This is a genomic window from Sphingosinicella sp. BN140058 (assembly GCF_004135585.1).
In the GTDB taxonomy this organism is placed as follows: Bacteria; Pseudomonadota; Alphaproteobacteria; order Sphingomonadales; family Sphingomonadaceae; genus Allosphingosinicella.
Genome location: NZ_CP035501.1, coordinates 5,468,422 through 5,493,775, shown reverse-complemented (window position 1 = coordinate 5,493,775; position 25,354 = coordinate 5,468,422). Strand labels below are relative to the sequence as shown.

Here is a 25,354-nt window from a genome sequence, read left to right as displayed (position 1 = left end):
ACGATACCAACGTCTCGAGGATACCTTGGTCCAATCGCGGGCCGGTCGATGGCCCGACATGTTGGGGGCCTTCCGCGAAACGGCGAAGGGAAGCTTCGATGGACCCCAACACCGACCCGAGACAAATTCGTCTGACCCGTCATACCGCGGCTTATTGGCGCGTCACTCTGGACAACCCTCCGCTCAACGTGATGGGACCCGAGATGGTCAGGCAGTTCGAAGATCTGATCGACGCAATCGAATCCGACGAAGAGGTGCGGGTTGTGGTGTTCGACAGTGCCGTCGATGGCTTCTTCCTCAATCACTCGGACTTCACGGCGCGGCTCGAGGATCTGACCTCGATGCCACCCGGCCCATCGGGCTTGGCGCCTTGGCCCGATTTCCTCGTGCGCCTCACCCGCGCCCCCGTGGCTTCGATCGCCCTGATCCGGGGGCGCGCAACCGGCAACGGGAGCGAGATCGCGCTCGCGTGCGACATGGCGTTCGCCAGCAGCGAGAAGGCGATCCTGTCCCAATGGGAGGTCGGAGTCGGGATGGTCGCGGGCGGTGGCCCCATGGCGCGATTGCCGCAGATGATCGGACGCAACCGCGCGATGGAGATACTGCTGGGTTCCGACGACATCTCGGGTCCGCAGGCTGAGGCCTATGGCTATGTGAACCGCGCGCTGCCTGACGCCGAGCTGGACGCCTATGTCGATGCGCTCGCTACGAGAATCTCTCGCTTCGACAAATGGGCGATCGCTCAGACGAAGCGGCTTGTGAACACTAGCCTACCGCCCGACGTCGAGATCGGCGCCGGCTGGGAGGCGTGCATTGCCTCGCTTGGCCGACCCGCCGCTAAGGAGGGCATCAGGTCTCTGACTGCACGTGGGTTCCAGGCGCCGGGCGATGTCGAGAACCGGCTCGGATTCTACCTCGGCGAGCTCCGGTCCACGTCGCCTTCCGATCGCAGTTTCTGACCGATGAGCAGGAGTAGCTTCATGCGCAAGGCCGGCACCACTGTAGCGGGCAGCGTCCTTTTGGCTGCGGCACCCGTTGTGCCTCAGCCGCTTTCTCCGAAACAGCGGGGATCAGTTCATCCCGAGACGATCCAGTTTCAACCGTTTCCGGCTTTCCCCGCGGGCGCGGAACTCGCAAGGGTCGTCGCCGATCCGACCAAGCCAGGCCCGTATGTCGTTCGGGTGAGGGTTGCGGGCGGCGTCAAGCTGCTACCGCACACGCATCCCGAGGACCGGGTGTACACAGTATTGTCGGGCGTCTTCTATATCGGGTTTGGCAGCGTATTCGATGCTTCGAAGCTTGAAGCCTACGGTCCAGGAAGCGTTATCATCCTTCCGGGCGATACACCTCACTTTCATTGGGCCATGTCCGGTGAGTATATCACGCAAGTGAGTGGAGCGGGCCCATTGGGCATCGAATATATCGACGAGGCAAACGATCCACGCGCCGCCCTTGGTTCGAAGCCTGATTCACCTCAGATCGGAGCTGAACGCTCCAACCTAAGGTGATCAGGCTCAAAGGGACGGGGCCAGCCTGACATCGGAGTAGAAGGAATGCCTGGGATCAGCTCCCATCCCGGTCCCGACTTTCCTGCCGCTTTGGGCAGTCGGGTGCGATCGTCCCGTTTCTGCGGGCGGGAACCCCGTGCTTTAGGAACGCGGACATGAGCGGGAGCGCCCTGCATCCGCCGTGCCCTATGTGCGCTCAACTGCGCCCGAGAATGGACTTTAAAGTCTGCGTCGCGTCTTGGAGGAGGCGGTGGTGGGCGGCGGGGACGAGATCGCCGACGCGGCCGCTGACGTCGGGGTCGCGATGCTCGGTGCGGGTCAGGTGGAGGTAATTGGGTTCGTATTGCGCCGCCGCCTTGAGGCCGCGGGGATCGAGCACGTTCAGCACCTTGCTCTTGTAGTCGATCAGGCCGTCGGCGCGGAGCTGTTGCAGCACCCGGTTGACGTGGACCGGGGTCATGCCGGTGGCGTCGGCGAGGTCTTCCTGGGTGAGCGGGAAGGGGAAGCTGTCGTCGCTGGCCCGCGCGACGATGCGATAGCGGATCAGCAACTCGCACAGGAGGTGGGCGATGCGCTCGCGCGCGTCGCGGCTGCCGTGGTCGACGATCCTGGCGCGCAGCACGGCGGAGTCGGTCATCGTGCTCCACCACAGAGCCTTGGTGAGCTTCGCGCTCTCGGTCAGCATCTCCTCGATCACGGCTGCCGGGATCATCACGCAGTTCGTGTCGGCGAGCGCGACGATGTCGTGGTCCATCGCCTCGAGCACGAACACTTCGACATCGCACAGATCGCCCGGAACGAGAAAGGCCATCAGCTGGCGACTGCCGTCGGAGAGCGTCTTGGCGCGCGCGGCCAGGCCGTCGAGGACGAGGTGGATGGTGTCGGCCCTGTCGCCTTCGCCGATGATCGTGGCGCCGCGCGCGAAGCTTTTGCGGGGATAAGCGGCGAGCGCGTCGAGCCGGTTCCGCTCGGCTGCGTCGAAGCGCGTGAACTGCTCGAGCTTCAAGGTCAGCGGATTGGTCATCGGCGGCTCCTTCCCGCTTGCTCTACACCAATCCCGCACCGGCGCGCATGGAAACTGATCCAGATCCCGGCCTCCGGCGTCAGCCGGTGCCGCTTTCAACGCCCTGATCGTCCCGGGCGATCGCCTGCAATTCCTCGATGCTGAGGCCGGCCGGGATCGATCCCGTCAGCGTGCCGTCGCCCGTTTCGAGATGCGCCTTGTCGGTCGGTGCGCCGCTTTCGGTATGCGTATCGGTGGTTGCAAGCGGGCCGCCGCGGGCGCTGTCGCCGCTCGCCTCGTCGATCTTCTTCTCGTCCATGGTCGATCCTTCGTATAACGTGAGACACGGGCGCAACGAACGCCCGCGGATCGGGGTTCACCGGGAGGGGCCGGTCAGCCGAACTCGAGCCGCACCGTCTGTACGCCGGGCGCAACGTCGATGGTGACGACCTTCGCCTTGTCCGGCTTCTTGACCGCGCTGATCGCGCCGTCGCGCTCGAGCCGGGCCTCGGCGACGCCGGCGACATCGGCGATGCCTTTCTCGCGAAGCTCTTCGGCAAGGTCGCGCATCGTCATGTGGGCGGTACGCAGTTCGTCCTCGTCCACCCGTCCATCGCGCACGAGAATGCGGTCATGCCCCTTGATCAGGGTTCCGAAGGCGTGCCAGCGGACGGCCAGCGCCGAAAAGGCCCAGTGCAATGCCATCGTCATGGTGGCAGCAGCCATCGCCGGAGCCATTGGCGCGTTGCCGGTGATCGCGCGACTGGCGATCGATCCCAGCATGATGCCGACGATGACATCGAACGCGCTCGCCCGGCTCATGAAGCGCTTCTTGCCGAGACGAACGATGACAAGCGTCACGAGGTAGATGACGACCGCGCGGAGGGCCATCTCGACCATGCCGAGATCCTCCGGCTTTTCGCCCAGGCCGAGAGCGATTTCAAAGATGTGCATGCCAGTCTCTCCCGCGATACGAGGCTGAACGCCGCCTGGCCTGATCGGATGCCCCGGCCGCAGGCAAAGCGTGCGGGGCCGGGAGGTCAGGGACGCCGATCCGATGAGAGCGGCGTAACGCCAGCATCATGGCCTGGTCAGCCGCCGTCAGCGTCCAGACGGCGCGGTTTTCCATCATCGGTCACCGCGACATAGGTGAACACGCCCTCCGTGACCTTCTCCGGCTCGCCGCCGCCCGGAGACCGCGCCCAGGTTTCGATCCGGACCCTGACCGAGGCCGGACTCTCGTCCTCCCAGCCGCAAAAGCAGCTGACTTCGTCGCCGACGGCGATCGGGCGGAGGAACTTCATGGCGTCGATCGCGACCGTCGCGACGCGGCCGCCGGCGCGCTCGGCGGCGAATACGCCCCCGGCGAGATCCATCTGTGAGAGAGTCCAGCCGCCGAAGATGTCCCCGGACGGATTGGCGTCGCGCGGCATCGCGATGGTGCGAAGGTGCGCGTCGCCGCGCTTGTTGGGCAGCACCGTCATTCCGCAGCGCCGTGCGTCGTTGCAGATGCCGCCGTCATAGCGCCTGCTGCACGGCAATGTGGCGGCATTGGGCGGCTCCTGAGAGACGCACCCCGTCGTCCCCGAGAAACGCGATTCCCGCCGTCTCGAGGGCAGCGCGCATCGCCCGCAGGTGGCCGGGAAGAACGGCGCCGCCGTCTTCGAAGCGGGCGATCGCGCGCGTTTCGAGGCCGCTGGCCTCGGCGAGATCCGCGGGCTCCCATTCGAGCGCGGCGCGGGCCATCTTGCATTGTACGACGTCCATCTTTGTCCCCCAGGGGTGCCGACCGTTTGGCAGGAGCAGCCGATGCGGATTTTTCGGCACGTTTCGAGTGTGTTGCCGGTCAACCCGAACATGCGGGGCCGGTTCCGGCAGGCGCCGAGATTCGGACTGACCCAGATTAAGCGGCGGCATCTTCCGGCAACTCGGCCCTCCGAGGCGTGTTTCCGCAGCAGACGCATGCAGCTCTGGCAGGGACACGGGCATGGTGAATGGTCAGGATTGTCGCCGCCTTCTTGTCGCCACGGGCGTGATCGGCTTCGGCCTTGGCGGTTTCTTCGACGGCATCCTGCTTCATCAGGTGCTGCAATGGCATCATCTGCTGAGCCTCGTACCGGGCGAAGCGTTCCGGGACCTCGGCACCCAGATCCTCGCGGACGGGCTGTTCCACGTCCTGATGTACCTCGTGACCGCGTCCGGCCTGTGGCTGTTATGGCGCCGTCGCCGCTTATTGGGCGACGCCGCCGACTGGCGCCTGGTTGCCGGCGGCGGATTGCTCGGCTTCGGCCTGTGGAACGTGGTCGACGTCGGATTCTTTCACTGGATCCTCGGCATTCACCGGATCCGCGTCGACGTCTCGGAGCCGATGCTCTACGATCTCGGCTGGCTGGCCGCGTTCGGCCTGATCCCGCTGGCCATCGCGGTGCTGCTGCTGCGGGGCGCCCAAGCGGATGGAACGCGCGGCGGCGGGGCAGGGGCGGCTGTCACCCTTGGCCTGCTCGCCTTGCTCGCGGCGCCGATCGCAGCCTTGCCGCAGCCCAATGCGGACAGTGCGCTGGTCCTGTTCGCGCCCGGGTCCGACGCGGCAGTCGCGATCAATGCCGCGCAGCAGGCGCGGACGCCTCTGCTATGGGCGAATCCGGAGGGCGGCATGATGTCCGTGGCGCTGGACCGACCGGGCGGGGAAGCCCGCCTGTACGAGGCCGGCGCCTTATTCGTGACCCGCTCGCCGGCGCTTGCCGGCTGCGCCGCCGCTTTGCGCACCTGACCTTTCGGCCATCTCCTTTCCGGGAACCGCAGGCGGCTGCCGCTGTTGCAGGGCTCGAACAACGACGGAGCATCGCGACATGGAAGACATAGCCGCCTGGGCGGCACCGATCGCGACCATGCTCGCCGCCTGCGTCACCGCCGCCAATCTCGGCGCGCGGGTGACCGGATGGGGCTTCGTCATCTTCACCATCGGCTCGGTGTCGTGGAGTGCCTATGCAATGGCAACGGACCAGCCGAACCTGCTCTGGCAGAACGTTTTCCTGACGGTCGTCAATCTCGTCGGCGTGTGGCGCTGGCTGGGCCGCCAGGCACGGTTCGACGATGGCGCGCAGGCTGCCGCCGAAAAGAGCGAGCGCAAGGACGGGCCGACCCTGTTTCCGGTGTCGATGCTCACCGCAGCCAGTGTCGAGGGGCGTGGCGGTGAGGCGATCGGCACCAGCGTCGATGCGATGGCGCGCTGCGAGGATGGCCGGATTAGCTATCTGGTGGTGAGCGCCGGCGGCGTTGGCGGGGTCGGCGAGCGGCTGCATGCTTTGCCCTGGTCCAAGGTGTCGGCACGGCCTTCCGGGGTCACCGCCGACATCGACGCCGGGGAGCTGGAGCGGCTCGCGCCGATCGAGCCGACCAACTGGCCGACCGCGGCGCCGCCGGCCGCGCGAAGCTGATGGAAGACGGGGCGGAACCCCAAGCGCCCGTCGACGCTGTGCCGCCGATGGAAGATCAAGGAGACAAAGACATGAGTGACGACAAACAGGCCACGCTCTACCGGATGGTGCTGCCGGAGCATACCTGCCCGTTCGGCGTTCGCGCCAAGCAGATGCTCGAACAGAGCGGATACGAGGTCGAGGATCGGGTGCTGAGCAGCCGCGAGGAGGTGGACGCCTTCAAGGACGAGCAAGGGGTTGCGACGACGCCGCAGATTTTCATCGGCGGCGAGCGGATCGGCGGCGCCGACGACCTCGAAGCCTATTTGGCGGACGCCTGAGGTTATCGGGGTAGCGTTCCTGCCCGGAGCGCTGCCCCCCTTGCTGCGGTCATCAGGCGTGTTCGACCAGTTCGACCGCGTCCAGATCCTGCCGCATCAGCTCGACGATCTCTTCCGCGCGGGTGCGATCGTCGGTCTGGAACGAGTGGACGTCGCCGAGATCGTCTTCCCCGCGGACTTCGTACCTGCGCTTGCTCACCCGCACTCTTCCTGCTGATCCAAGGAACGGGATCTCCATAGAGGCCGGCGGTTGGCGCGCCATGACCCCGATCGGGTAATCCGTCTCAGCAGCCCCGCCGCGCCGGCGCACAAGTGCTTGGAATGCGCGCGAAGCGGCCCTAACGCCGAGGGATCGCGGCGCACGCGCTTCAGGGACGATCTTCGACGCATGACCAATTCGGCAACGCCTGCTCCGTTCTTGGCCTCCGGAGAGGCTCCGAGATGGCTTCTTCCTGCCTCCGAATGCGCGCGGCTGATCGTGGAACGGGACTGGGCGGCAAGCGCGCTCGGGCCGCTCGCCGCCTGGCCGCAAAGCCTGCGCACCGCGCTCGGCCTCGTGCTCAAGTCGCCGGTGCCGATGGTGATGCTGTGGGGCGAGGACGGCATCATGCTCTATAACGATGCCTATAGCGGCTTTGCCGGCGCCCGGCATCCGGAGCTGCTCGGAACCAAGGTGCGGGAAGGCTGGCCGGAGGTTGCCGCGTTCAACGACAACGTCATGCGTGTTGGCCTCGCCGGCGACACCTTGTCCTATCGGGATCAGGAACTGACCCTGTTTCGCAATGGCGCCCCCGAACAGGTGTTCATGAACCTCGATTACTCCCCCATTCCGGGAGAGGACGGCCGTCCCGCCGGCGTGCTGGCCGTGGTGATCGAGACGACCGGCAAGGTGCTCTCCGATCGCGCCCGCGCCGCGGCCGAGGCCGCCCTCGTCCGCGAGCGGGACCGCGCGCAAGGCGTGCTCGAGAATATGGCCGAGGGCTTCGTTTTGCTCGATCGCGATTTCCGGATCGTCGACATCAACCCGGAAGGCTTGCGCCTGGAAGGGCGACCCAGATCCGATTTCATCGGCAAGACCCATTGGGAGGCGTGGCCGGGCACCGAGGAGAGCGCGCTCGGCACGCTCTATCGGCAGGCAATGGCGGAGCGGATCCCGATTGTAACCGAGCATCGCTATACCTGGTCGGACGGACGCAGCGCCTGGGTCGACATGCGGGCCTATCCGAGCGGGGAGGGTCTGGCGCTGTTCTTCCGCGATGTGAGCGCGCGCCGGCGCACGGCTGAGCTCGCCCGCGAAGCCGCGGAGCGGGTGCAACTCGCGCTCGATGCGGGTGCCATTATCGGCACCTTCATGTGGGACATAGCGGCCGACCGCATCTTCGCCGACGAAAGGTTCGCCGCCACGTTCGGCATGGATCCCGAGCAATGCCGCGCCGGAATGCCCCTGTCCGAGGCATTCGATTCGATCCACCCGGACGACCGCGAACGTGTTGCCGAAGCGATAGCCGAGGCGCTGCAACGCGGGGGCGGCTACCGGTGCCAGTATCGCGTCCGCCAGCATGACGACGTCTACCGATGGATCGAGGCGAACGGGCGGGTCGACATCGCCGCGGACGGCACGCCTTTGCGGTTTCCAGGAGTTCTCCTCGACGTCGACGAGCGGCGCATGCTGGAGGCGGAGCGCGATCGTGCGACGACGATCCTGCGCACGTTCGCAGAAGCCGTCCCCGGAGTCGTCTACGCCAAGGATCTCGAGGGTCGGCTGCTGGTCGCCAATCGCGGCACCACGGCGCTGCTTGGAAAACCGCCGGAGGCCTATATCGGCAGAACCGATGCCGAAGTGCTCGACGACAAGGCGCAAGCGGCGACCGTCATGGCCAACGACCGCCGCGTCATGGACGGTGGCGAGGCCGAACAGATCGAGGAGGAGGTCCGGCTGCCCGACGGCACCTCCGCGGTCTGGCTTTCGACCAAGGCGCCGCTTCGGAACGAACAAGGCGAGATCGTCGGTCTGGTCGGTTCCTCGGTCGACATCACCGAGCGGCGCATGGTCGAGGACGCGCTGCGGGCGAGCGAGGAACGGTTGCGGATCGCGCAGGCGACCGGCGGCATCGGCACGTTCGAGCTGATACCGGCGACCGGCCGGATCATCGTCTCCGAGCAATTCTGCCGCTTGTGGGGCACGCCCGTGATCGACGAGACCGATGTCGGCTATTTCCTGGCGATCATCCACCCCGACGATCGCGAGCGGGTGATGACCGGGCGGAGCGCGCTGCCCGAGAAAGCGCTGGATTATATCGAGTATCGGATCGTCCGTCCCGACACCGGCGAAGTGCGCTGGCTGGCGCGGGAAGGCGAGCCGGTGCGGAGCGCGGACGGGCAGATCCGCTATTTCGGGGTTTCCTACGACATCACCGCACGCAAACTCGCCGAGATGCGGCTTCGTGCGGAGAGCGAGACGCTGGAGACCCTGAACGAGACCGGCGCCGCGCTCGCCGGCGAGCTCGAGCTCGAACGGATCGTGCAGATGGTCACCGACGCCGGCGTGTCGCTGATCGGGGCCGCGTTCGGCGCCTTCTTCTACAATCTGGTCGACGACGCCGGCGAATCCTACATGCTCTACACATTGTCGGGTGCGGAGCGATCCGCATTCGAGAATTTCGGAATGCCGAGGGCGACCGCGGTGTTCAAGCCGACCTTCGACGGCGACGGCATCATCCGTTCCGACGACATCCTCGCCGACCCGCGCTACGGCCACAATGACCCGCATCGCGGCATGCCGGAAGGGCATCTTCCGGTCCGCTCCTATCTCGCGGTGCCGGTGCAATCGCGATCGGGCGACGTTATCGGCGGGTTGTTCTTCGGTCATCCCGAAACCGGGCGTTTCGAGGAACGGCACGAGCGGCTGATGGCCGGCATCGCCGCCCAGGCTGCGATCGCGCTCGACAATGCCCGGCTCTATCAGTCCGCGCAGCGCCAGCTGCAGGAGAAGAGCGAGGCCGAAGCGGCCCTACGCGAGCTCAACGAGACGCTGGAGCAGAGGATCGCAGCCGCGATCGCCGAGCGCGAGAGCGCCGAGGAAGCGCTTCGCCAGGCGCAGAAGATGGAGGCCGTGGGTCAGCTGACCGGCGGAATCGCCCATGATTTCAACAATCTGCTGACCGTCGTTACCGGAAATATCGATATGGCCGGGCGGGCTCTGGATGCCGCCGAGATCAGCGACGCGCGCGCGCGAAGAGCGCTCGACAATGCCATGAAGGGTGCGGAACGCGCTGCCTCGCTGACCCAGCGGCTGCTTGCCTTTTCGCGGCGACAGCCGCTGGCGCCGAAGGCGACCGACGTCGACAAGCTCGTCGTCGGCATGTCGGATCTGCTGAACCGGGCGCTCGGCGAGACGGTGAAGCTGGAAGTCGTCACCGCGCCCGGTCTGTGGCGGGTGGAGGTGGATCCCAACCAGCTGGAGAGCGCGATCCTCAACCTTGCCGTCAACGCGCGGGACGCGATGCCGCAGGGCGGCGAGCTGATCGTCGAGACCAGCAATGCCAGGCTCGACGACGCATATACCGCGCAGCACGCCGAAGTCGCGCCCGGCCAATATGTCGTCATCGCCGTGACCGACACGGGGGAGGGCATGCCCAAGCATGTCCAGGAGAAGGTCTTCGAGCCGTTCTACACCACCAAGGAGGTGGGCAAGGGCACCGGCCTTGGGCTGTCGATGGTCTATGGCTTCGTCAAGCAATCGGGCGGCCACGTGAAGATCTATTCGGAAGAGGGCCACGGCACGACGATCAAGATCTACCTGCCGCGGCTGGTCGGGGAGACAGCGGACCTGCCCGAGCCGCTGTTGACCCAGGGACTCGAAACCAGCCCGAAAGCGGAATTGCTGCTGGTGGTGGAGGACGATGACGATGTCCGCGCCTATACGGTCGAGTGCCTGCGCGAGCTTGGCTACAAGGTGCTGGAGGCACATGATGGCGCCTCTGCGCTGCGCCTGCTCGAACGCCAGGACGAGCCGGTCGACCTGTTGTTCACCGACGTGGTGATGCCCGGAATGTCCGGCCGCGAACTGGCCGATGCCGCGCGCACCCGGCAGCCGGACCTGCGCGTGCTGTACACGTCCGGCTACACCCGCAACGCCATTGCGCTCGGCGGCCGGCTGGAGCCGGGCGTGGAGATGATCGCCAAGCCGTTCACCTATCAGGCGCTGGCGCAGAAGGTCCGCGACGTTCTCGATCGGGGGCGGACCGGCCGCGTGCTGCTGGTCGAGGCGGAGCCGACGGTGCGGGCGCTGGCGATGGAGGCACTCTCCGCAGCCGGCTACACCGCCGAGGAAGCGGCGAACGCGGGCGAAGCGCTTGGCAAGGTTCGGTCGGCGCAGGGCCGCTACGACGCGGTGTTCGTCGACCACGACCAGCCCGACGGACCCGGGCTGGTCACCGAACTGCGCGCGCTTCATGTCGATCTGCCGATCCTGCTCGCCACTGCCGGCGATCAGACCGGCCTGGCAAAACGCCACGCCGAGGACCGCTGCACGTCGCTGATCGCCAAGCCCTATACCGGCGCGCGGCTCTCCGAAGCCTTGCGCCAGGCCGGCGTGAACTGCGGGCGTGCGGCCGCCGACGAGTCAGAAGCGTAGGCTTGCCGACACCCCCCATTCGCGCGGCCGGCCGTAGCTGACTTCGGCAAGCCCGAAGCCGTTGCTGAAATTGCCCGACTGGATGAACAGAGCGTCGGTGATGTTGGTGCCGAACAGGGCGACCGAATAGCGATCCTCGACATCGGTCCAGGTCAGCCGCAGATTGACCAATGTGTAGCCATTCTCCGTGAGATAGGGATGGTTGCTGAGATCGTTGTAGATGCGGCTGTAGTCGGTGACGTCGCCGCGCAGGCGGAGATTGCCGCTGCGGCCGAGCGGGATGCTGATCTGGGCACCCGCCGCCAGCGTCCACCGCGGCGCCTTCACGAATCGGTCGTCGAGGGTCAGCGGAAGTGCCTGGTTGGGTGCGCGCGGATTGCTGATCTCGGTATAATGCGAATCGACGTGGCCGATCGAGGCGTTGAGATCGAGCCAGGTCGCCGGGCGCGCCACCGCCTCGACCTCGAAGCCCCAGAGCTTGCCGGTCGCGTTGGCGACGAAATTGAGCGGGGTCTGGTTCACCGACAGCTGGATGTCCTTGTATCGGCTCTTCCACACAGCGGCGTTGAGGGTCAGCCGGCGGTCCAGCCACCGAGTCTTCGCGCCCAATTCCCAGGTGGTAAGCGTTTCCGGATCGTAGGCGGTGACCTCCTCGGGGCCGGTCAACGGCCGCAGGTTGAAGCCGCCCGATTTGAAGCCGCGGGAGAAGGACGCATAGAGATTGACGTCGTCGGTGACGTCGGCCTTCAGAATCACGCGCGGCGTGAAGCTGCTCCAGCTTTCGCTGTCGGGAATGTTCTGGGCATCGGAGTCGATGAAGCGGACGAGCCCCGGCGTTTCGAGCGGCGTCAGCAGATCGCCGCCGACGAGGCTGGTGGCGTCGCGCTGGCGGACGTTGACGATGCGGATCTTCTTGCTGTCGTGATTGTAGCGGCCGCCAAGGGTGAGGGTCAGGCGCCGCGCCAGATCGATGTCGATCTCGCCGTACGCCGCATAGCTTTCGTTATCGATCCAATTGTACAGGAACACGGCGGGCGCGAGCGGCGGCGTGGTGACCAGCGGCGGCCAAATGCCGACGGCGAGATCGGCGCGGCCGAAATCCCTGCCTTTCTCTTTCAGATAATAGAGGCCGGTGACGAAGCGCAGGCCGTCCCCGAGGCTGCCATTGGCCTGCAGTTCCTGGCTGAACTGCCAAACCTTGTCGTCGTTGAAGGTTTCGCGGAACGTATAGGGCGTGTTGTCGCCGTCGCGGGCGAAGGTTGCGTGCATGTCGCGATAGGCGGTGATGCTCTTCAATTGAAGGCTTTTACTGACATCGAACGCGATCGTGCCTTGAAGCCCCCACAGATCGAGATCGTTGACGTTGGGCCCGCCAGCCCAGGTTTCGTATGGGTCGGCGGTGATCCACGAGCCGTCGAGCGCCTTGCGGTCGGCCGGATTGACGATGCCGAGAGTCGGCGCGACCAACTGGTTGTAGCGCGCGAGCCAGGGCGCGCCGGAGAGATTGTAGCGCGCGGGCAGGTTGGGCTGCAGCCCGATTGCGACGATGTCGTTCGGCGCGGAATGTTCGCGCGAGCGCGTGTAATCGCCGGCGAGATCGATGGTCAGCCGGGGATCGGGCTGCCAGCGAAGCTGTGCCCGCACCATGTCGGTGTTGCGGTTGCCCATGTCTTCGCCGTCCGACAGACGCTTCACGTAGCCGTCGCGGTTGAGCGTTGCGGCGGAGAGGCGAAGCGCAAGTCGGTCCTGGACGAGCGGCAGGTTGACCGCGCCGCGCAGGTCGATGCGGTCGTAGCTGCCGGTGATCGCCTCCACCTTGCCGGAGACCTGGTCGAGCTGCGGCTTCGCCGTCTCGATGATCACGGCGCCGCCGATCGTGTTGCGGCCGAACAAAGTGCCCTGCGGTCCGCGCAGAACCTGGACGCTCTCCAGGTCGACGGCATCGGTCACCGCGCCGATCGAGCGCGCATAATAGACGCCATCGATGTAGAAGCCGACGCCCGGATCGGTGAAGATGGCGAAATCGTTCGAGCCGACGCCGCGGATGAACACCGTGGGGTTGAAGCTTGCGCCGGAAAGCTGCGCCGCGGTGTCGAACCGGATGTTGGGCGTGAACCGGGCGATCTGATCGATCGAATCGACATTGCGCTCAGCCAGCGCTTCGCCGCTGAACGCGGTGACCGAGATCGGAACGTCCTGAAGGTTCTCGGCGCGGCGGCGGGCGGTGACGATGATCTCATCTTCCGAGCCTGCCGGCGCGACGTCGCCTGTCTCGGCCGCCGCGGCGCTTTGCTCAACCGGCTCCGTCTGAGCCCATACGCCCGCCGGGCACGCGATCGTGCTCAGCAGCGCAAGCCGCAAGGTCCCCTTCATGCTCTTCTCCCTGGGAATGGCCGCCCGTGTCGGACGTGCCGGATGCGCGCAGCGCCCGCTCCGGATTTCCGGTGCGGGCCTGCAAAGGCGAGAGACTGAGCGGGGTCGTCGCCGCCGATCGCGTCGGGCAGGGCGGCATGGAGATCGCGTCGGCTATCGAAGGCATCGTTCCTCCCGCCTTGCCGCGTCAGATGCGCGACATTGTTATGTCATAAGACACTACATTAGCGGGCAAGCACAGGCAATGGCATGCAAAGCGCGCGGTGCCGGTAGTCGCGCGGCCTAGTCCCGGTCAGCGAGCTCGCGGCTCCGGTACCGTATCGACGGTTCCGGACGCGTCGACCGGCATTTCGGACAGCGCATCGAGGGCGCGCGCCGAGTAGAGCATGGCGAGTTCGTAATGCGCCGGCGCGGCCGGGCTCTGGTCGGTGCGGATGGCGAGGATCGCCTCTTCCTCGGCCCGCCTCAGCAGGAAAGCGGTGTCGGGTTCGGGGCTCGTCACCTGGTTCGTCCTTTCATTCTGTGCGCGTCCCCTCACGCGGGACCTCGTGTTTCTACCAGGATGGGTGGCCGGAGGATGAACGGGGAGGGCGATTGCGATGAAATGTGCGTCACGGTCGCCGTTTCGGTGGGCTGGGAATATCCACGGCAGCCGCTATCGTCGCCGGAGAGACGAGGATCGACGAAGATGCGCCCCACGACCTTGCGCCTGATCGGCGCGCCCACCGACCGACATTCCTCCTTTCTGCGCGGCGCGGCGACGGCGCCGGGCGCGATCCGCGCCGCGCTCGCCTCGGACCATGCCAACATGGCGGCCGAGGACGGCACCGAAATCGGCATGGACGTGCTGCTCGACGATGTCGGCGACCTGCCGCTGCGCGAGGACGATGGCGATCACGCGATGATCCGCGAGGCGGTCGCTCGGGCGCAGCGCGACGGCTGCGTGCCTTTGCTGCTCGGCGGCGATCACTCGGTGAGCTTTCCAGCCGTCGAGGCCATGGCGGCTGGCTTAGGACCGGTCGACATCCTTCACTTCGACGCCCATCCCGACCTTTATGACGATTTCGAAGGCAATCCGCTTTCGCATGCCTCGCCGTTCGCGCGGATCATGGAGCGGGGGCTCGCCCGCCGCCTCGTGCAGGTCGGCATTCGCACGCTCAATCGCCACTGCCGCGAGCAGGCACAGCGTTTCGGCGTCGAGATCGTCGAGATGCGCCGTTTCGACGCGGCACGCGTGCCGATCCCTGATGGGCCGCTCTGGGTCAGTATCGATCTCGACGGGTTCGATCCGGCCTTCGCGCCCGGCGTTTCGCACCACGAGCCGGGCGGGCTCAGCGTCCGCGAGGTGCTGAACGTTCTGCACCGGATCGCGCAGCCGATCGCGGGTGCCGACATCGTCGAACTCAATCCCGCGCGCGACATCAACGGCATCACTGCGACCCTCGCCGCCAAGCTGATCAAGGAGCTTGCGGCCCTGGCGCGGCCTTGATCCGGCTTGCGGCCGCGCAACGCAGCCCTTAGCGCCGTCGCGACGGAGGGCCGCGATGATCATAGTGCACCATCTTCAGAATTCGCGATCGCAGCGGATCCTCTGGCTGCTCGAGGAACTGGGGCTCGATTACCGGGTCCGACGCTACGAGCGCGACCCCAAGACGATGCTGGCGCCGCCCGAGCTCAAGGACATCCACCCTCTCGGCAAGGCTCCGGTCATCGACGACGAGGGCGTGATCGTGGCCGAAACCGGCGCGATCGTCGAATATCTGGTCGAGAAGGCGGGCGGACGTCTCGGGCCGCCGACACGGCGGGAGGATGTGCTGCGCTATCGCCAGTTCCTGCATTATGCCGAAGGTTCGATGATGCCGCCTTTGTTCGCGATGCTGGTCGTCAACAAGCTCGGCCTCCTCGGCCGGCCGGCGCGGCCGTTCATCCAGAAACTGCTCGACGGGCATCTGGACTGGCTCGAGACCGAGCTGTCGCAGCGCGACTGGTTTGCCGGAGAGCGGTTCACCGCCGCCGACGTGATGATGAGCTTTCCGCTCGAAGCGGCGCGCTCGCGTGCCGGCCTGGACGAACGCCGTCCCGCGCTCATCGACTGGCTCGAGCGGATTCATGCGCGACCCGCTTACGGCGCAGCGCTCAACAAGGGTGGCCCCTATGCCTATGCCTGATCTCACCCGGCGGGGCCTCGCCGGATCGCTGCTCGCGACGGCCGGCCTTGCGGCGCTGCCGCTGCGTGCGCAAGGCCCTGCGACAGGCGGAGCATTGACCAAGATTACGGAGGATGCGGTGCCGATCGGCGCCGCCGAGCGCCTGCAGCGTATCGCCAAGGCCCAGACCTTGATGCGGGCGCGCGGGCTCGGCGCGGTCCTGATCGAGCCCGGCGCGTCGCTCGATTATTTCACCGGCGTGCAATGGCACCGCAGCGAACGGCTGACTGCGGCCGTGCTGCCGGCCGAGGGCGAACCGATCATCGTCACGCCCTATTTCGAGGAGCCGTCGGTTCGCGAAAGCCTGTCCGTTCCCGCCGAGGTGCGGACCTGGAACGAGCATGAAAGCCCGTTCGCATTGGTCGCCGGAGCGCTGCGCGACCGCAAGGTCGCCGACCGCGCGGTCGGCGTGGAGGAAACGGTCCGCTACTTCGCCGTCGACGGGCTCGGCAAGGCACTGAACGGGGTGCGGATCGAGAATGCGGCGCCGGTCGTGCGCGCCTGTCGGATGATCAAGTCCGCTGCCGAACTCGCGCTGATGCAGAAGGCGACGGACGTGACGCTCGCCGCCTATCGGCACACCTGGCCGCGGGTCGAGAAGGGCATGACCCCGGCCGAGATCGGCAAGATCATGAACGCTGCCACCGTTCAGCTCGGCGGCAGCCCCGAATTTGCCCTGGTGCTGCTCGGCGAAGCGAGCGCCTATCCCCATGGCAGCGGCAAGCCCCAGCAGGTGCGCGAGGGCGAGGTGGTGCTGATGGACTGCGGCTGCACCGTCCACGGCTATCAGTCCGACGTCTCGCGAACCTTCGTTTTCGGCGCGCCGACGGTCGAGCAGCGCAAGGTGTGGAATGAGGTGCGTCAGGGGCAGGAGATCGCCTTCCGCGCGGCTCGGATCGGCGCTTCCGCCGGCAGCGTCGACGATGCGGTCCGCGCCCAATATCAAAAATGGGGCTATGGACCGGGGTACCGGCTCCCGGGCCTCTCCCATCGCACCGGGCACGGCATCGGCCTGGAAGGGCATGAACCCGTGAACTTCGTCCACGGCGAGGAAACCTTGCTGCAGGCAGGGATGTGTTTTTCCAACGAGCCGGGCCTCTATGCGCCGGGCAAGTTTGGTATCCGTCTCGAGGACTGCCTCTACATGACGCCGCAGGGACCGCGCTGGTTCAGCGAGCCGCCGCCGTCGATCGATCGCCCGCTCGGCTGAGCCGGCAGGGCTCCCGGACGGCGCGACCAGCGGGTTCGCGCCCTTCTTGGCTCAGGACAGGAGCCAGTGCCCGAGCAGGCGGCTCGGCAGGAAGGTGAAGAAGCCGGCGATCAGCAGCGCACCGCTGACGAGCAGGGTGATGCTGCGGCGATGGGCGGCGATGTCATGACGGCGCGCCGCGAGGATCGCGCGTGGCACCTGCACGAGAGTGAAGACCGACAGGATGTGGATCGGGCCGAGGTGTCCGGGGTGGCTGATCCGGACCCAGAAGGTGGCCACCGACGTCGTCACCAGCGCGCCGACCCAGACATAGCCGAGCCGACGGTGCCAAAGATCGCCGCGCCTGCGCAGCAGGATGATCGGGGTGAGGGCGAGCGCGAGCAGCATCGTGCCGATGTGAAACCAGACGATCGCCGGCAGACTGTTCCAGGCGGCGAGGCCGCGGCCGAGCGCGGTGCAGACGACCAGCAGCATCGCGGCCGACAGCCAGGCGAGCACGCGCTCGACCCTGGTCGGTGCAAGCCCCAGCGGCCGTGGCCGCGCAGCGCCGTTGTCGATCGTCGTCGCCATCACATCCCCCGCAACTCAGCGCCCGGCGGCACCCGGTGGCACAGTCGCCGCGCGCCGACAATCCTAGAAGGGTTCGTCGCCCGGCGGCGGCGGCGGCCGGCGGGATGGTGCGCGAGGCGCCTCGATGTCGACCGGCTCCGGCGGATCGAGCTGCCCTTCCCAGCGGGCGACGACGGTGCTCGCCACCGCATTGCCGACCACGTTGGTAGCGGAACGGCCCATGTCGAGGAAATGGTCGATGGCGATGATCAGGAGCAACCCGGCCTCCGGAATGTCGAACTGGGAGAGCGTCGCGGTGATCACCACCAGGCTGGCGCGAGGCACGCCGGCCACGCCCTTGGAGGTGATCATCAGCGTCAGGAGCATCAGGATCTCCTGCCCCAGGGTCAGATCGATATTGTAGGCCTGGGCGATGAAGATGGCCGCGAATGTCATGTACATCATCGAGCCGTCGAGATTGAACGAATAACCGAGCGGCAGCACGAAGCTGGCGATGCGCGGCGGCACGCCGAACCGGTCGAGCGCCTCCAACGTGCGCGGGAAGGCGGCTTCGGACGAGGCGGTCGAGAAAGCCAGCACGATCGGATCCCGGATGTAGCGCATCAGCAGACGGGTGCGGCTGCCGACGATCAGGAAGCAGACTCCGATCAGGAAGGCCCAGAGGATCAGCAGCCCGAGATAGAAGGTGCTCATGAAATAGCCGTAGGTGCCGAGGATCGCCGGCCCGCGCTGCGCGATCGTCGCGGTCACGGCGGCAAACACCGCGACGGGCGCGAAGCGCATCACGTAATCGGTGACCTGGAGCATCACCTTGACCAAAGCCTCGACGCCGCGGACGAGCGGCCGTGCCGGCTCGCCGATCGCGGTGATCGCAACGCCGACGAACAGGGAGAAGACGACGATCTGCAGGATGTCGTTGCTCGCCATCGCGCCGATCATCGATTCCGGGAAGATGTGGGCGATGAACTTGGCGACATCGAATGCCGAGCGGTCGATCCCGGCCGAAGCATCGGCGGGCGGCAGCGGCAGGCCGAGGCCGGTGCCGGGCTGGAAGAAGGTCACCAGCAGCAGGCCGAGCGACAGCGAGAAGAGACTGGCGCACAGGAACCACGCCACCGCCTTGATCCCGACCCGCCCAAGCGCGGCGGTGTCCCCCATATGGGCGATGCCGACGACCAGGGTGGAGAAGACGAGCGGCGCGATGATCATCTTGATGAGGTGCAGGAAGATCGTCGTCGGGATGGAGATGTAGCCGGCGAGCGTCTTGAGCTGCGCACCGCCCTCGGGCGTGCCGCCGTTCAGACCCGCATTCAGCGACCAGCCGACGACGATGCCGAGCACCAGGCCGGCAAGGATGAAATAGGTAAGGCGTTTCGCCACGCGCGGCTCCCCCGGGGAAAATCATGGTGGCCCGGCGGTTCTCGGGCTCGTTGCGCGATCCGTAGAGCATGGGACCGGGGCGGAGCAACTTGTTGGTGCGCACCAGGCACCGGCGCCGGTGACGTCTGCCACCCACGCTGGTGCACATCCGCCGATCCGTTCAGGGGCCGCTGCGAAGAGTATGCGCCTGGTTCATGCCGGCACCAGCAGGTGCTGGACCACTTCGTCGGCGAGTTTCCCGTTGAGATCGGCGAGGTGATCGAACTCCGCTTCGTAGGTCGCGAGACCCTGACTCAGCGAGCGCAGCTCTGCATCCAGCCCCTGGAGTTCGGCCTCCGGGAGGAGCGCCTCGATCCGATCCCAGCGCGACCAGCCGTCGCGGCTTGCCATGCCGAGCATCTGGCCGCGGCGGCTGGCGACCGCGGAGGTGATCCGTGACGTCGCCGCGGACGGTGAGAGGATCGTCACCCGGTGGACCGGTTCCAGGAGATGCGGCGCGGCGGCGGCAAGAGCCTCGGACATCGCGATCCGTCCGGCCGTGCGGAACGCGATCTCCGAGCTGTCGACGCTGTGGTAGGAGCCGTCGATCAATGTCACGGCGACATCGACGACCGGGAAACCGAGCGGACCTTTTTCCATTGCGTCACGGACACCCTGCTCGACGGCGGGGAACCATTGCTTCGGCACCACGCCGCCGCTGATCCGCTCGCCGAACTGGAAGCCTTCGCCGCGCGCCAGTGGGCGGAGCTCGATCACGACGTCGCCGAACTGGCCGTGCCCGCCCGACTGCTTCTTGTGTCGTCCGCGCTGGGTGACCTCCTTGCGGATCGACTCCTTGTAGCCGACGGTCGGGGTACGGCAGTCGACGGCAACGCCGTAGCGCCGCTTCAGCCGGGCCAGCGTGACCTTGAGATGCTCGTCGCTGACGCCCCGCAACCTTGTCTCGTGCAGGGCTTCGTCCTGCTCCCAGGCGAGGGAAGGATCTTCCTCGCACAATTTGTGAAGGGCAGTGGACAGGCGGACGTCGTCCTTGCGGTCGCTGGTGGTGATGGCGAGGGTGTAGTTCGATCTGGGATGAGCGGCGGAAACGGCGGCGCCGCTGCCCAGCCATTCTCCCGCACGGACTCCCTCCGCCTTGGCGACCGCGACGATGTCTCCGGTTTCGGCCTTGCCGATCTTGACGATCTTGTCGCCCTGAACCGAGAACAAGGTGCCGACCCGGATCGGATCGCCATTCGGCCCCCGAAGCTCGGCGCCCTCGCTGAGCCCGCCCCCGAACAGCCGGGCGAGAGCGAGACGGCCCATCGAACCGCCGTGAGATATCTTGAACACGAGGGCGGAGGTGCCGGCCGCGCCGAGCCGCTCGGCGGCAGCTTCCGGGGCAGGGGCGTCGTGGCGGAGCGCCTTCAGCAGGCGGCGGATGCCGTAACCGTTGAGCGCCGATCCGAACAGCACGGGCACGACCAGATTGTCGCGGGTCTCGCGGCTGAGATCGGCGAAGATGGTTTCGCGATCGGGCACTTCGTCCATCAGCAATTGTTCGAGCAATTGATCGTCATGGTCGGCGAGCTGCTCGAGAAGATGGTAGCGCTCGGCGGCCTCGTCGGCGCTGAGATCGGAAGGAATGTCGATCGGCTCCGACGCCTTGCCGACGCGGTAGTGGAAGGCGCGCTCGAGCGCGAGATCGACGAAGCCGGTGATCCTGTCGTTTTCGCGAATCGGAATTTGCCGCGCGACCAACGGCGAATTGCTCATCGGCTGCAGCGCTTCGAGCAGATCACGGATCTGACCTCGGGCCTGATCGATCTTGTTGACGAAGACGATGTGGGGAACGCCGAGCGCCTCGATCTGTCGAAGCGCCGGTTCGGCGAGATGCGCGCGTTCGGCATCGGCATCGATGACGACGACGGCGAGATCGGCGGCTGCGATCGCCAGGCTGCCGTCGGCGGCGAAGCCGACCGACCCTGGCGTGTCGACGATCGCGAAGCGATCGCCGAGGAACGAGAAGCTGGACAGGTTCAATTCGGTGGAAGCGCCCCGGGCGCGGGCTTCGGGGCTCGTATCGCCGACACTGGTCTTCGCATCGACCGATCCCTGCCGATCGATCGCGCCGCGTGCGAACAGGAGCGCTTCGGCAAGGCTGGTCTTTCCCGCGCCGCCGGGTCCAACCAGCGCGATCGTCCTGGTTCCAAAGGATCTTTCGGGCATGAGTTCGTCCTCCGTTCGCTGTGCGCGACTCCGCGAGGAAGCGCGTTCGCGCCTGGGGCTGGAAGACTCCTCCTATTCGCGCGCCAGTGCAAGCGGCCTCGCGGCATCTTCCAACATGCTGCCCCGGAACGAGGCCGTACCGTCGCGGGTTGAGCGTGCCGGATGGTTGTTCCGTTCATCGTTCTGCGCGTTGGAGATTGCTCATGCCTGTGAAAGCGGCACTTCCCGTCGTCGGCCTCCTCTCCGCCCTCGGTGCCGGCGCCGGCATCTGGCTCGGGCATGCGGCCGTGGGCGAGATCGATCCCGCTTATTACCGGGAGCCGCCGACCAGCTTCGTTGCCGATCGCATCGCCTATCGCAGCCCCGACTGGGCGGGCGTCCAGCTCGGCGAATATCAGCAGCAGGGGCTGCTCGACGGCATCGGCGCGGAGCAGGCGCCGAGCGCCGCCGTCTATGCCGCGCCCGCGGTCGCGACCTATGGCGACAGCTGGGCCGCCGACACGGCGCGCGAGGCCCAGCCGGTGCGGGCGGTCGCCACGCGCCCGATCGAGATCGAGCAGGAGGCGGATGTCGCGGCGCCACCCGATCCCGAGATCGTCCGGGTGCATCGTTATTCCAGCTACCCCGTGTCGCAGGAGGAGGCCCGGGCAATCGAAGTCGCGGAGCCGGAGGTGCAGGAAGTCTATGCCGCCACCTATGAGGTGCCCGCCGAGTGAGGTTGCGGTAAGGGGGCGGCAAGGCGAGGCGGCAAGTCGGAGCGCAAGCGGCGCTTGCCCGCGTCGGCCGCCTCCCTTACATCGCCGCCATGACCTCGACCAACGACATCCGCCGCTCCTTCCTCGATTATTTTGGACGCGAGGGGCACCAGATCGTGCCCTCGGCACCGTTGGTGCCGCAGAACGATCCGACCTTGATGTTCGTCAACGCCGGCATGGTGCCGTTCAAGAACGTGTTCACCGGCCTCGAGAAGCGGCCGTACTCGACCGCGACCTCGTCGCAGAAGTGCGTGCGTGCCGGCGGCAAGCATAACGATCTCGACAATGTCGGCTACACCGCGCGGCACCACACCTTCTTCGAGATGCTCGGCAATTTCTCGTTCGGCGACTATTTCAAGGAACAGGCGATCCACCATGCCTGGACCCTGATCACCAAGGAATGGGGCCTGCCGGCCGACCGGCTGACCGCGACCGTCTACCACACCGACGACGAGGCGTTCGACCTGTGGCGCAAGATTGCCGGACTGCCCGAAAGCCGGATCATCCGCATCGCCACCAAGGACAATTTCTGGGCGATGGGCGACAGCGGTCCCTGCGGCCCCTGTTCGGAGATCTTCTTCGATCACGGCGATCACATCTTCGGCGGCCCGCCGGGGAGCCCGGATGAGGATGGCGACCGCTTCGTCGAGATCTGGAACCTCGTCTTCATGCAATATGAGCAGGAAGACAATCAGATCGTTCGCGATCTGCCGCGCCCTTCGATCGACACCGGCATGGGGCTGGAGCGGGTCGCCGCGGTGCTTCAGGGCGTCCACGACAATTACGACACGGACACGTTCAAGGCGCTGATCGCCGCGTCGAGCGAGCTCACCAGGACGGAGGCGAGCGGCGCGCGCCAGGCGAGCCATCGGGTGATCGCCGACCATCTTCGCGCCTCGGGCTTCCTGATCGCGGACGGCGTGCTGCCGGCCAACGAGGGCAGGGGCTACGTGCTCCGCCGCATCATGCGCCGCGCCATGCGCCACGCCCATCTGCTCGGCGCCGCCGAGCCGCTGATGTGGCGGCTGGTGCCGTCGCTGATGGCCGAAATGGGCGCCGCTTATCCCGAGCTGATCCGCGCCCAGGCGCTGATCGAGGAGACTCTGAAGCTCGAGGAAACGCGTTTCCGCCAGACCCTCGACAAGGGCCTGCGGCTGCTCGACGAGGCGACCGCCGGGATGAACGAGGGCGACACGCTCGCCGGCGACGTCGCCTTCAAGCTCTACGACACGTTCGGCTTCCCGTACGATCTCACCGAGGATGCGCTGCGGGCGCAGGGCCTCGGCGTCGACCGCGGCGGCTTCGACAGCGCGATGGCCGAGCAGAAAGCCGCTGCCCGCGCCGCCTGGAAGGGATCGGGCGACAAGGCGTCGGACGACATCTGGTTCGATATCGCCGAAGAGCAGGGCGCGACCGACTTCACCGGCTATGCCGGTCACGAAGGCGAGGGCCAGGTGATCGCGATCGTCAAGGAGGGCGCCCGGGTCGAGACGGCTTCCGCCGGCGACAGGGTGACGATCCTCACCAACCAGACGCCATTCTATGGTGAGAGCGGCGGCCAGATGGGCGATGCCGGCACGATCACCGGCGAGAACGGTCTCGAGGCCGACGTTACCGACACGTCGAAGCCGCTGGGGCGTCTCCACGCCCATCAGGCGACGCTGCGGAGCGGAACCGTCAAGGTCGGCGACGCCGTCAAGCTGCAGGTCGATGCGGAGCGTCGGGCCCGGGTCCGTGCCAACCACAGCGCGACCCACCTGCTGCACGCGGCCCTCCGCCACCGTCTCGGCACCCACGTCACCCAGAAGGGATCGCTGGTGGCGCCCGACCGGCTGCGCTTCGACTTCTCGCATCCCAAGGCGCTCAGCAGCGAAGACATCGCCGCGATCGAGGCCGAGGTGAACGCCCATATTCGCGAGAATGACAGCGTCTCGACGCGGCTGATGAGCCCGGACGAGGCGATCTCCGCCGGTGCGATGGCCCTGTTCGGCGAGAAGTATGGCGATGAGGTCCGCGTGCTGTCGATGGGCCGCGCCGACCAGAACAGCTATTCGGTCGAGCTTTGCGGCGGCACCCATGTCAATGCGCTGGGTGACATCGCCTTGTTCAAGATCATCGGCGAGAGCGCGGTCGCATCGGGCGTGCGCCGGATCGAGGCCCTGACCGGCGAAGCCGCCCGTATATGGCTTACCGAACGCGAAACGCGGCTGAAGGAGACTGCGGCGGCGCTCAAGGCGTCGCCCGAGGAAGTGCCCGCCCGCGTGGCCAGCCTGATCGAGGAGCGGCGCCGGCTGGAGCGCGAGCTCGCCGAAGCGAAAAAGGCGCTCGCCCTCGGCGGCGGTGCCGGCAAGGCGGAGGCGCCGGGTCCCGAGCAGATCGCCGGCCACGGCTTCATCGGCCAGGTGATCGAGGGCATGGATCCGAAGGCTCTGCGCGGCCTCGTCGACGATGCCAAGCAGCGCGTCGGCTCGGGCGTGGTGGCGCTGGTCACGGTCAACGATGGTCGCGCCAGCGTGGCCGTCGGCGTCACCGAGGATCTTGCCGGCCGCCGGAGCGCCGTCGATCTCGTCCGCGTCGCGGTCGCGGCGCTCGGCGGGCAGGGCGGCGGCGGCCGTCCCGACATGGCCCAGGGCGGCGGCCCGGACGGATCCAAGGCCGCCGAAGCGATCGCCGCCGTGCGCGACCAATTGGCGGCGGCGACGCTCGCCGCCTGAGGTTGCCGAGGGACCGTTTGCCCCGGTTCCGAACATCAATCGGACTTGCCTGGATGATCGTCGCTGCGGTGCGTTCAGTAGCCGGTCGCGACTCGCGGCTTGTGGTCGCTCGATTCGTCGGCTGTTGATGATTGATGATAATCATCGCTATCGATTAAGCGCTTCGCTCCAGACTTCGTTCGTCATAGCGATCGATTACGAATAGTTGATGATAACAGAAATCTTCGATTCTTATACCCGCCATCATCGTGTATCGGTATTACATTGATCTGCTTAGATCATTTTCACGAATCCATGCTACGTTACCTCTTATGTTGATCTGAGGCCTCCGGTCGGGTATTTATTTCTGTGGGGACAATGATCGACTTGATGGTCGATCTGCGAGGCGCAGTCGATGCGCATCCCGCGTGTCGATCGCCTCTGATGGGAGTATTCCGATGGCAGAGGACGTAAGAGCGGCAAGACTTACCCGGCATGACTTCTTGATCAAGGATCTGGCGATCAGCGTCGCCGGCAATGGCGGCGGCGGAACCTGGCTTCCCGGACCCGACGACGAGACGCCGCCGACACCGATTTCGCCGATCGCGAGCGTGGTGATCAATCTCGGCCTGATCGAGGCGGTACGGGCGACCGTCGCCGAGGCCGTAAAGGCGCGCAAGTTCGACGAGATCGGACGCGCGTTCACCGGCGAAGCCAATGGCAGTCCGGCGATCGTCGCCGCCATCCAGGAGGTGGGCGCGGCCGTGGTCGGCGCCGCCGCTTATGCGGCGCTCGGGCGCGGATCGGCCGGAATGCCCAATCCGGAATGTGGCGGCACGTCGTTCGAGACCATTCCGCCGACGCTGACACCCGTGATCCATCTCGGCCGCGAGGTGCATCGGGTGACGGATCTGCCCCGGCTGCGGAAGCAGCTTGGCCAGACGGTCGCCTATCTCGATCGTGCGGCAAGCGCGCAGGCGCCGCGCGGTGCGGAGGTCGCGGCGGTGCGGGCGCAGCTGGAAGGCGCGCTCAAAGCGCTTCCGGCCCGGTAGGA

The 25,354-nt window shown here is 66.7% G+C and carries 24 protein-coding genes; 13 read left to right on the top strand and 11 right to left on the bottom strand.

Translation table 11 applies throughout. The features are described 5' to 3' along the window. Positions 1-98 precede the first annotated feature (98 nt). Positions 99-959 carry an enoyl-CoA hydratase/isomerase family protein gene (locus ETR14_RS24940; RefSeq protein WP_129390475.1) on the top strand — a complete coding sequence of 287 codons (861 nt, stop codon included), beginning with the start codon at positions 99-101 and terminating at the stop codon, positions 957-959. A gap of 21 nt (positions 960-980) precedes the next feature. Then, positions 981-1,508, top strand: coding sequence for a cupin domain-containing protein (locus tag ETR14_RS24935; protein ID WP_129390473.1), 528 nt, complete (start codon positions 981-983; stop codon positions 1,506-1,508). A 196-nt stretch (positions 1,509-1,704) separates the two neighbouring features. On the opposite strand, the gene ETR14_RS24930 is transcribed toward ETR14_RS24935, so the two are convergent. The 5 genes from ETR14_RS24930 to ETR14_RS24910 all read right to left on the bottom strand — a co-directional run bounded on the left by ETR14_RS24930 (position 1,705) and on the right by ETR14_RS24910 (position 4,278). After that, positions 1,705-2,532: a Crp/Fnr family transcriptional regulator gene (locus tag ETR14_RS24930; RefSeq protein ID WP_129390470.1), complete on the bottom strand. Its 828-nt coding sequence runs from the start codon at positions 2,530-2,532 to the stop codon at positions 1,705-1,707. A gap of 79 nt (positions 2,533-2,611) precedes the next feature. Continuing rightward, positions 2,612-2,830: a hypothetical protein gene (locus ETR14_RS24925; RefSeq protein WP_129390467.1), complete on the bottom strand. Its 219-nt coding sequence runs from the start codon at positions 2,828-2,830 to the stop codon at positions 2,612-2,614. 74 nt (positions 2,831-2,904) lie between these two features. Further along, positions 2,905-3,465, bottom strand: coding sequence for a DUF421 domain-containing protein (locus tag ETR14_RS24920; protein ID WP_129390464.1), 561 nt, complete (start codon positions 3,463-3,465; stop codon positions 2,905-2,907). Between the two features lie 137 nt (positions 3,466-3,602). Beyond that, complete coding sequence (locus ETR14_RS24915; protein ID WP_129392390.1) at positions 3,603-3,995, bottom strand: acyl-CoA thioesterase; 393 nt, start codon at positions 3,993-3,995, stop codon at positions 3,603-3,605. Between the two features lie 34 nt (positions 3,996-4,029). Beyond that, positions 4,030-4,278, bottom strand: coding sequence for an XRE family transcriptional regulator (locus ETR14_RS24910; protein ID WP_129390461.1), 249 nt, complete (start codon positions 4,276-4,278; stop codon positions 4,030-4,032). 220 nt (positions 4,279-4,498) lie between these two features. Between ETR14_RS24910 and ETR14_RS24905 the strand changes: the two genes are divergently transcribed. The 3 genes from ETR14_RS24905 (at position 4,499) to ETR14_RS24895 (ending at position 6,268) form a co-directional block, all read left to right on the top strand. After that, the gene (locus ETR14_RS24905; RefSeq protein WP_129390458.1) at positions 4,499-5,281 is read left to right on the top strand and encodes a DUF2243 domain-containing protein; all 783 of its coding nucleotides are present in this window, start codon (positions 4,499-4,501) and stop codon (positions 5,279-5,281) included. Between the two features lie 79 nt (positions 5,282-5,360). Continuing rightward, positions 5,361-5,948 carry a PRC-barrel domain-containing protein gene (locus tag ETR14_RS24900; RefSeq protein WP_129390455.1) on the top strand — a complete coding sequence of 196 codons (588 nt, stop codon included), beginning with the start codon at positions 5,361-5,363 and terminating at the stop codon, positions 5,946-5,948. A gap of 71 nt (positions 5,949-6,019) precedes the next feature. Continuing rightward, entirely contained in the window at positions 6,020-6,268 is a 249-nt protein-coding gene (locus tag ETR14_RS24895; RefSeq protein WP_129390452.1) for a glutaredoxin domain-containing protein, read from the top strand. Positions 6,269-6,320: 52 nt separating this feature from the next. Here ETR14_RS24895 and ETR14_RS28610 read toward each other — a convergent pair whose 3' ends face one another. Continuing rightward, positions 6,321-6,467, bottom strand: a complete 147-nt coding sequence (locus ETR14_RS28610; RefSeq protein ID WP_165356607.1) for a hypothetical protein — start codon at positions 6,465-6,467, stop codon at positions 6,321-6,323. Positions 6,468-6,845: 378 nt separating this feature from the next. On the opposite strand from ETR14_RS28610, the gene ETR14_RS24890 reads away from it, so the two are divergent. Next, the gene (locus tag ETR14_RS24890; protein WP_371416841.1) at positions 6,846-10,904 is read left to right on the top strand and encodes a PAS domain-containing protein; all 4,059 of its coding nucleotides are present in this window, start codon (positions 6,846-6,848) and stop codon (positions 10,902-10,904) included. Here the strand turns inward: ETR14_RS24890 and ETR14_RS24885 are convergent. Beyond that, positions 10,893-13,277 (bottom strand): TonB-dependent receptor, encoded by a 2,385-nt coding sequence (locus tag ETR14_RS24885; RefSeq protein WP_129390446.1) that lies wholly within the window; start codon positions 13,275-13,277, stop codon positions 10,893-10,895. The two genes, ETR14_RS24890 and ETR14_RS24885, sit on opposite strands and share 12 nt — an antisense overlap. A gap of 26 nt (positions 13,278-13,303) precedes the next feature. Here ETR14_RS24885 and ETR14_RS24880 point away from each other — a divergent pair, with 26 nt between their 5' ends. Then, positions 13,304-13,492: a hypothetical protein gene (locus ETR14_RS24880; protein WP_129390443.1), complete on the top strand. Its 189-nt coding sequence runs from the start codon at positions 13,304-13,306 to the stop codon at positions 13,490-13,492. A gap of 77 nt (positions 13,493-13,569) precedes the next feature. On the opposite strand, the gene ETR14_RS24875 is transcribed toward ETR14_RS24880, so the two are convergent. After that, complete coding sequence (locus ETR14_RS24875) at positions 13,570-13,779, bottom strand: hypothetical protein (protein WP_129390440.1); 210 nt, start codon at positions 13,777-13,779, stop codon at positions 13,570-13,572. A 186-nt stretch (positions 13,780-13,965) separates the two neighbouring features. Here ETR14_RS24875 and speB point away from each other — a divergent pair, with 186 nt between their 5' ends. Genes speB through ETR14_RS24860 form a run of 3 tightly spaced genes read left to right on the top strand, consistent with a single transcriptional unit; the run spans position 13,966 to position 16,694 of the window. Then, a complete protein-coding gene (gene speB, locus ETR14_RS24870) occupies positions 13,966-14,766 on the top strand; it encodes an agmatinase (protein ID WP_129390437.1) in 801 nt (266 codons plus the stop codon). A gap of 55 nt (positions 14,767-14,821) precedes the next feature. Further along, positions 14,822-15,445 (top strand): glutathione S-transferase family protein, encoded by a 624-nt coding sequence (locus ETR14_RS24865; RefSeq protein WP_129390434.1) that lies wholly within the window; start codon positions 14,822-14,824, stop codon positions 15,443-15,445. Continuing rightward, a complete protein-coding gene (locus ETR14_RS24860; RefSeq protein WP_129392387.1) occupies positions 15,438-16,694 on the top strand; it encodes a Xaa-Pro peptidase family protein in 1,257 nt (418 codons plus the stop codon). The genes ETR14_RS24865 and ETR14_RS24860 overlap by 8 nt, the downstream gene beginning before the upstream one ends. 51 nt (positions 16,695-16,745) lie before the next feature. Here ETR14_RS24860 and ETR14_RS24855 read toward each other — a convergent pair whose 3' ends face one another. From ETR14_RS24855 to ETR14_RS24845, 3 genes are all read right to left on the bottom strand, one after another. Further along, positions 16,746-17,264 (bottom strand): DUF2306 domain-containing protein, encoded by a 519-nt coding sequence (locus tag ETR14_RS24855; RefSeq protein WP_129390431.1) that lies wholly within the window; start codon positions 17,262-17,264, stop codon positions 16,746-16,748. Between the two features lie 63 nt (positions 17,265-17,327). After that, positions 17,328-18,644, bottom strand: a complete 1,317-nt coding sequence (locus ETR14_RS24850) for a dicarboxylate/amino acid:cation symporter (protein WP_129390428.1) — start codon at positions 18,642-18,644, stop codon at positions 17,328-17,330. A gap of 192 nt (positions 18,645-18,836) precedes the next feature. Continuing rightward, on the bottom strand, positions 18,837-20,852 hold the full coding sequence (locus ETR14_RS24845; protein ID WP_129390425.1) for an elongation factor G: 2,016 nt from the start codon (positions 20,850-20,852) through the stop codon (positions 18,837-18,839). A 203-nt stretch (positions 20,853-21,055) separates the two neighbouring features. Between ETR14_RS24845 and ETR14_RS24840 the strand changes: the two genes are divergently transcribed. The 3 genes from ETR14_RS24840 (at position 21,056) to ETR14_RS24830 (ending at position 25,352) form a co-directional block, all read left to right on the top strand. Next, a complete protein-coding gene (locus ETR14_RS24840; RefSeq protein WP_129390423.1) occupies positions 21,056-21,568 on the top strand; it encodes a hypothetical protein in 513 nt (170 codons plus the stop codon). 89 nt (positions 21,569-21,657) lie between these two features. Next, entirely contained in the window at positions 21,658-24,321 is a 2,664-nt protein-coding gene (gene alaS, locus ETR14_RS24835; RefSeq protein WP_129390420.1) for an alanine--tRNA ligase, read from the top strand. A gap of 437 nt (positions 24,322-24,758) precedes the next feature. Beyond that, positions 24,759-25,352 carry a hypothetical protein gene (locus ETR14_RS24830; protein WP_129390417.1) on the top strand — a complete coding sequence of 198 codons (594 nt, stop codon included), beginning with the start codon at positions 24,759-24,761 and terminating at the stop codon, positions 25,350-25,352. Positions 25,353-25,354 lie beyond the last annotated feature (2 nt).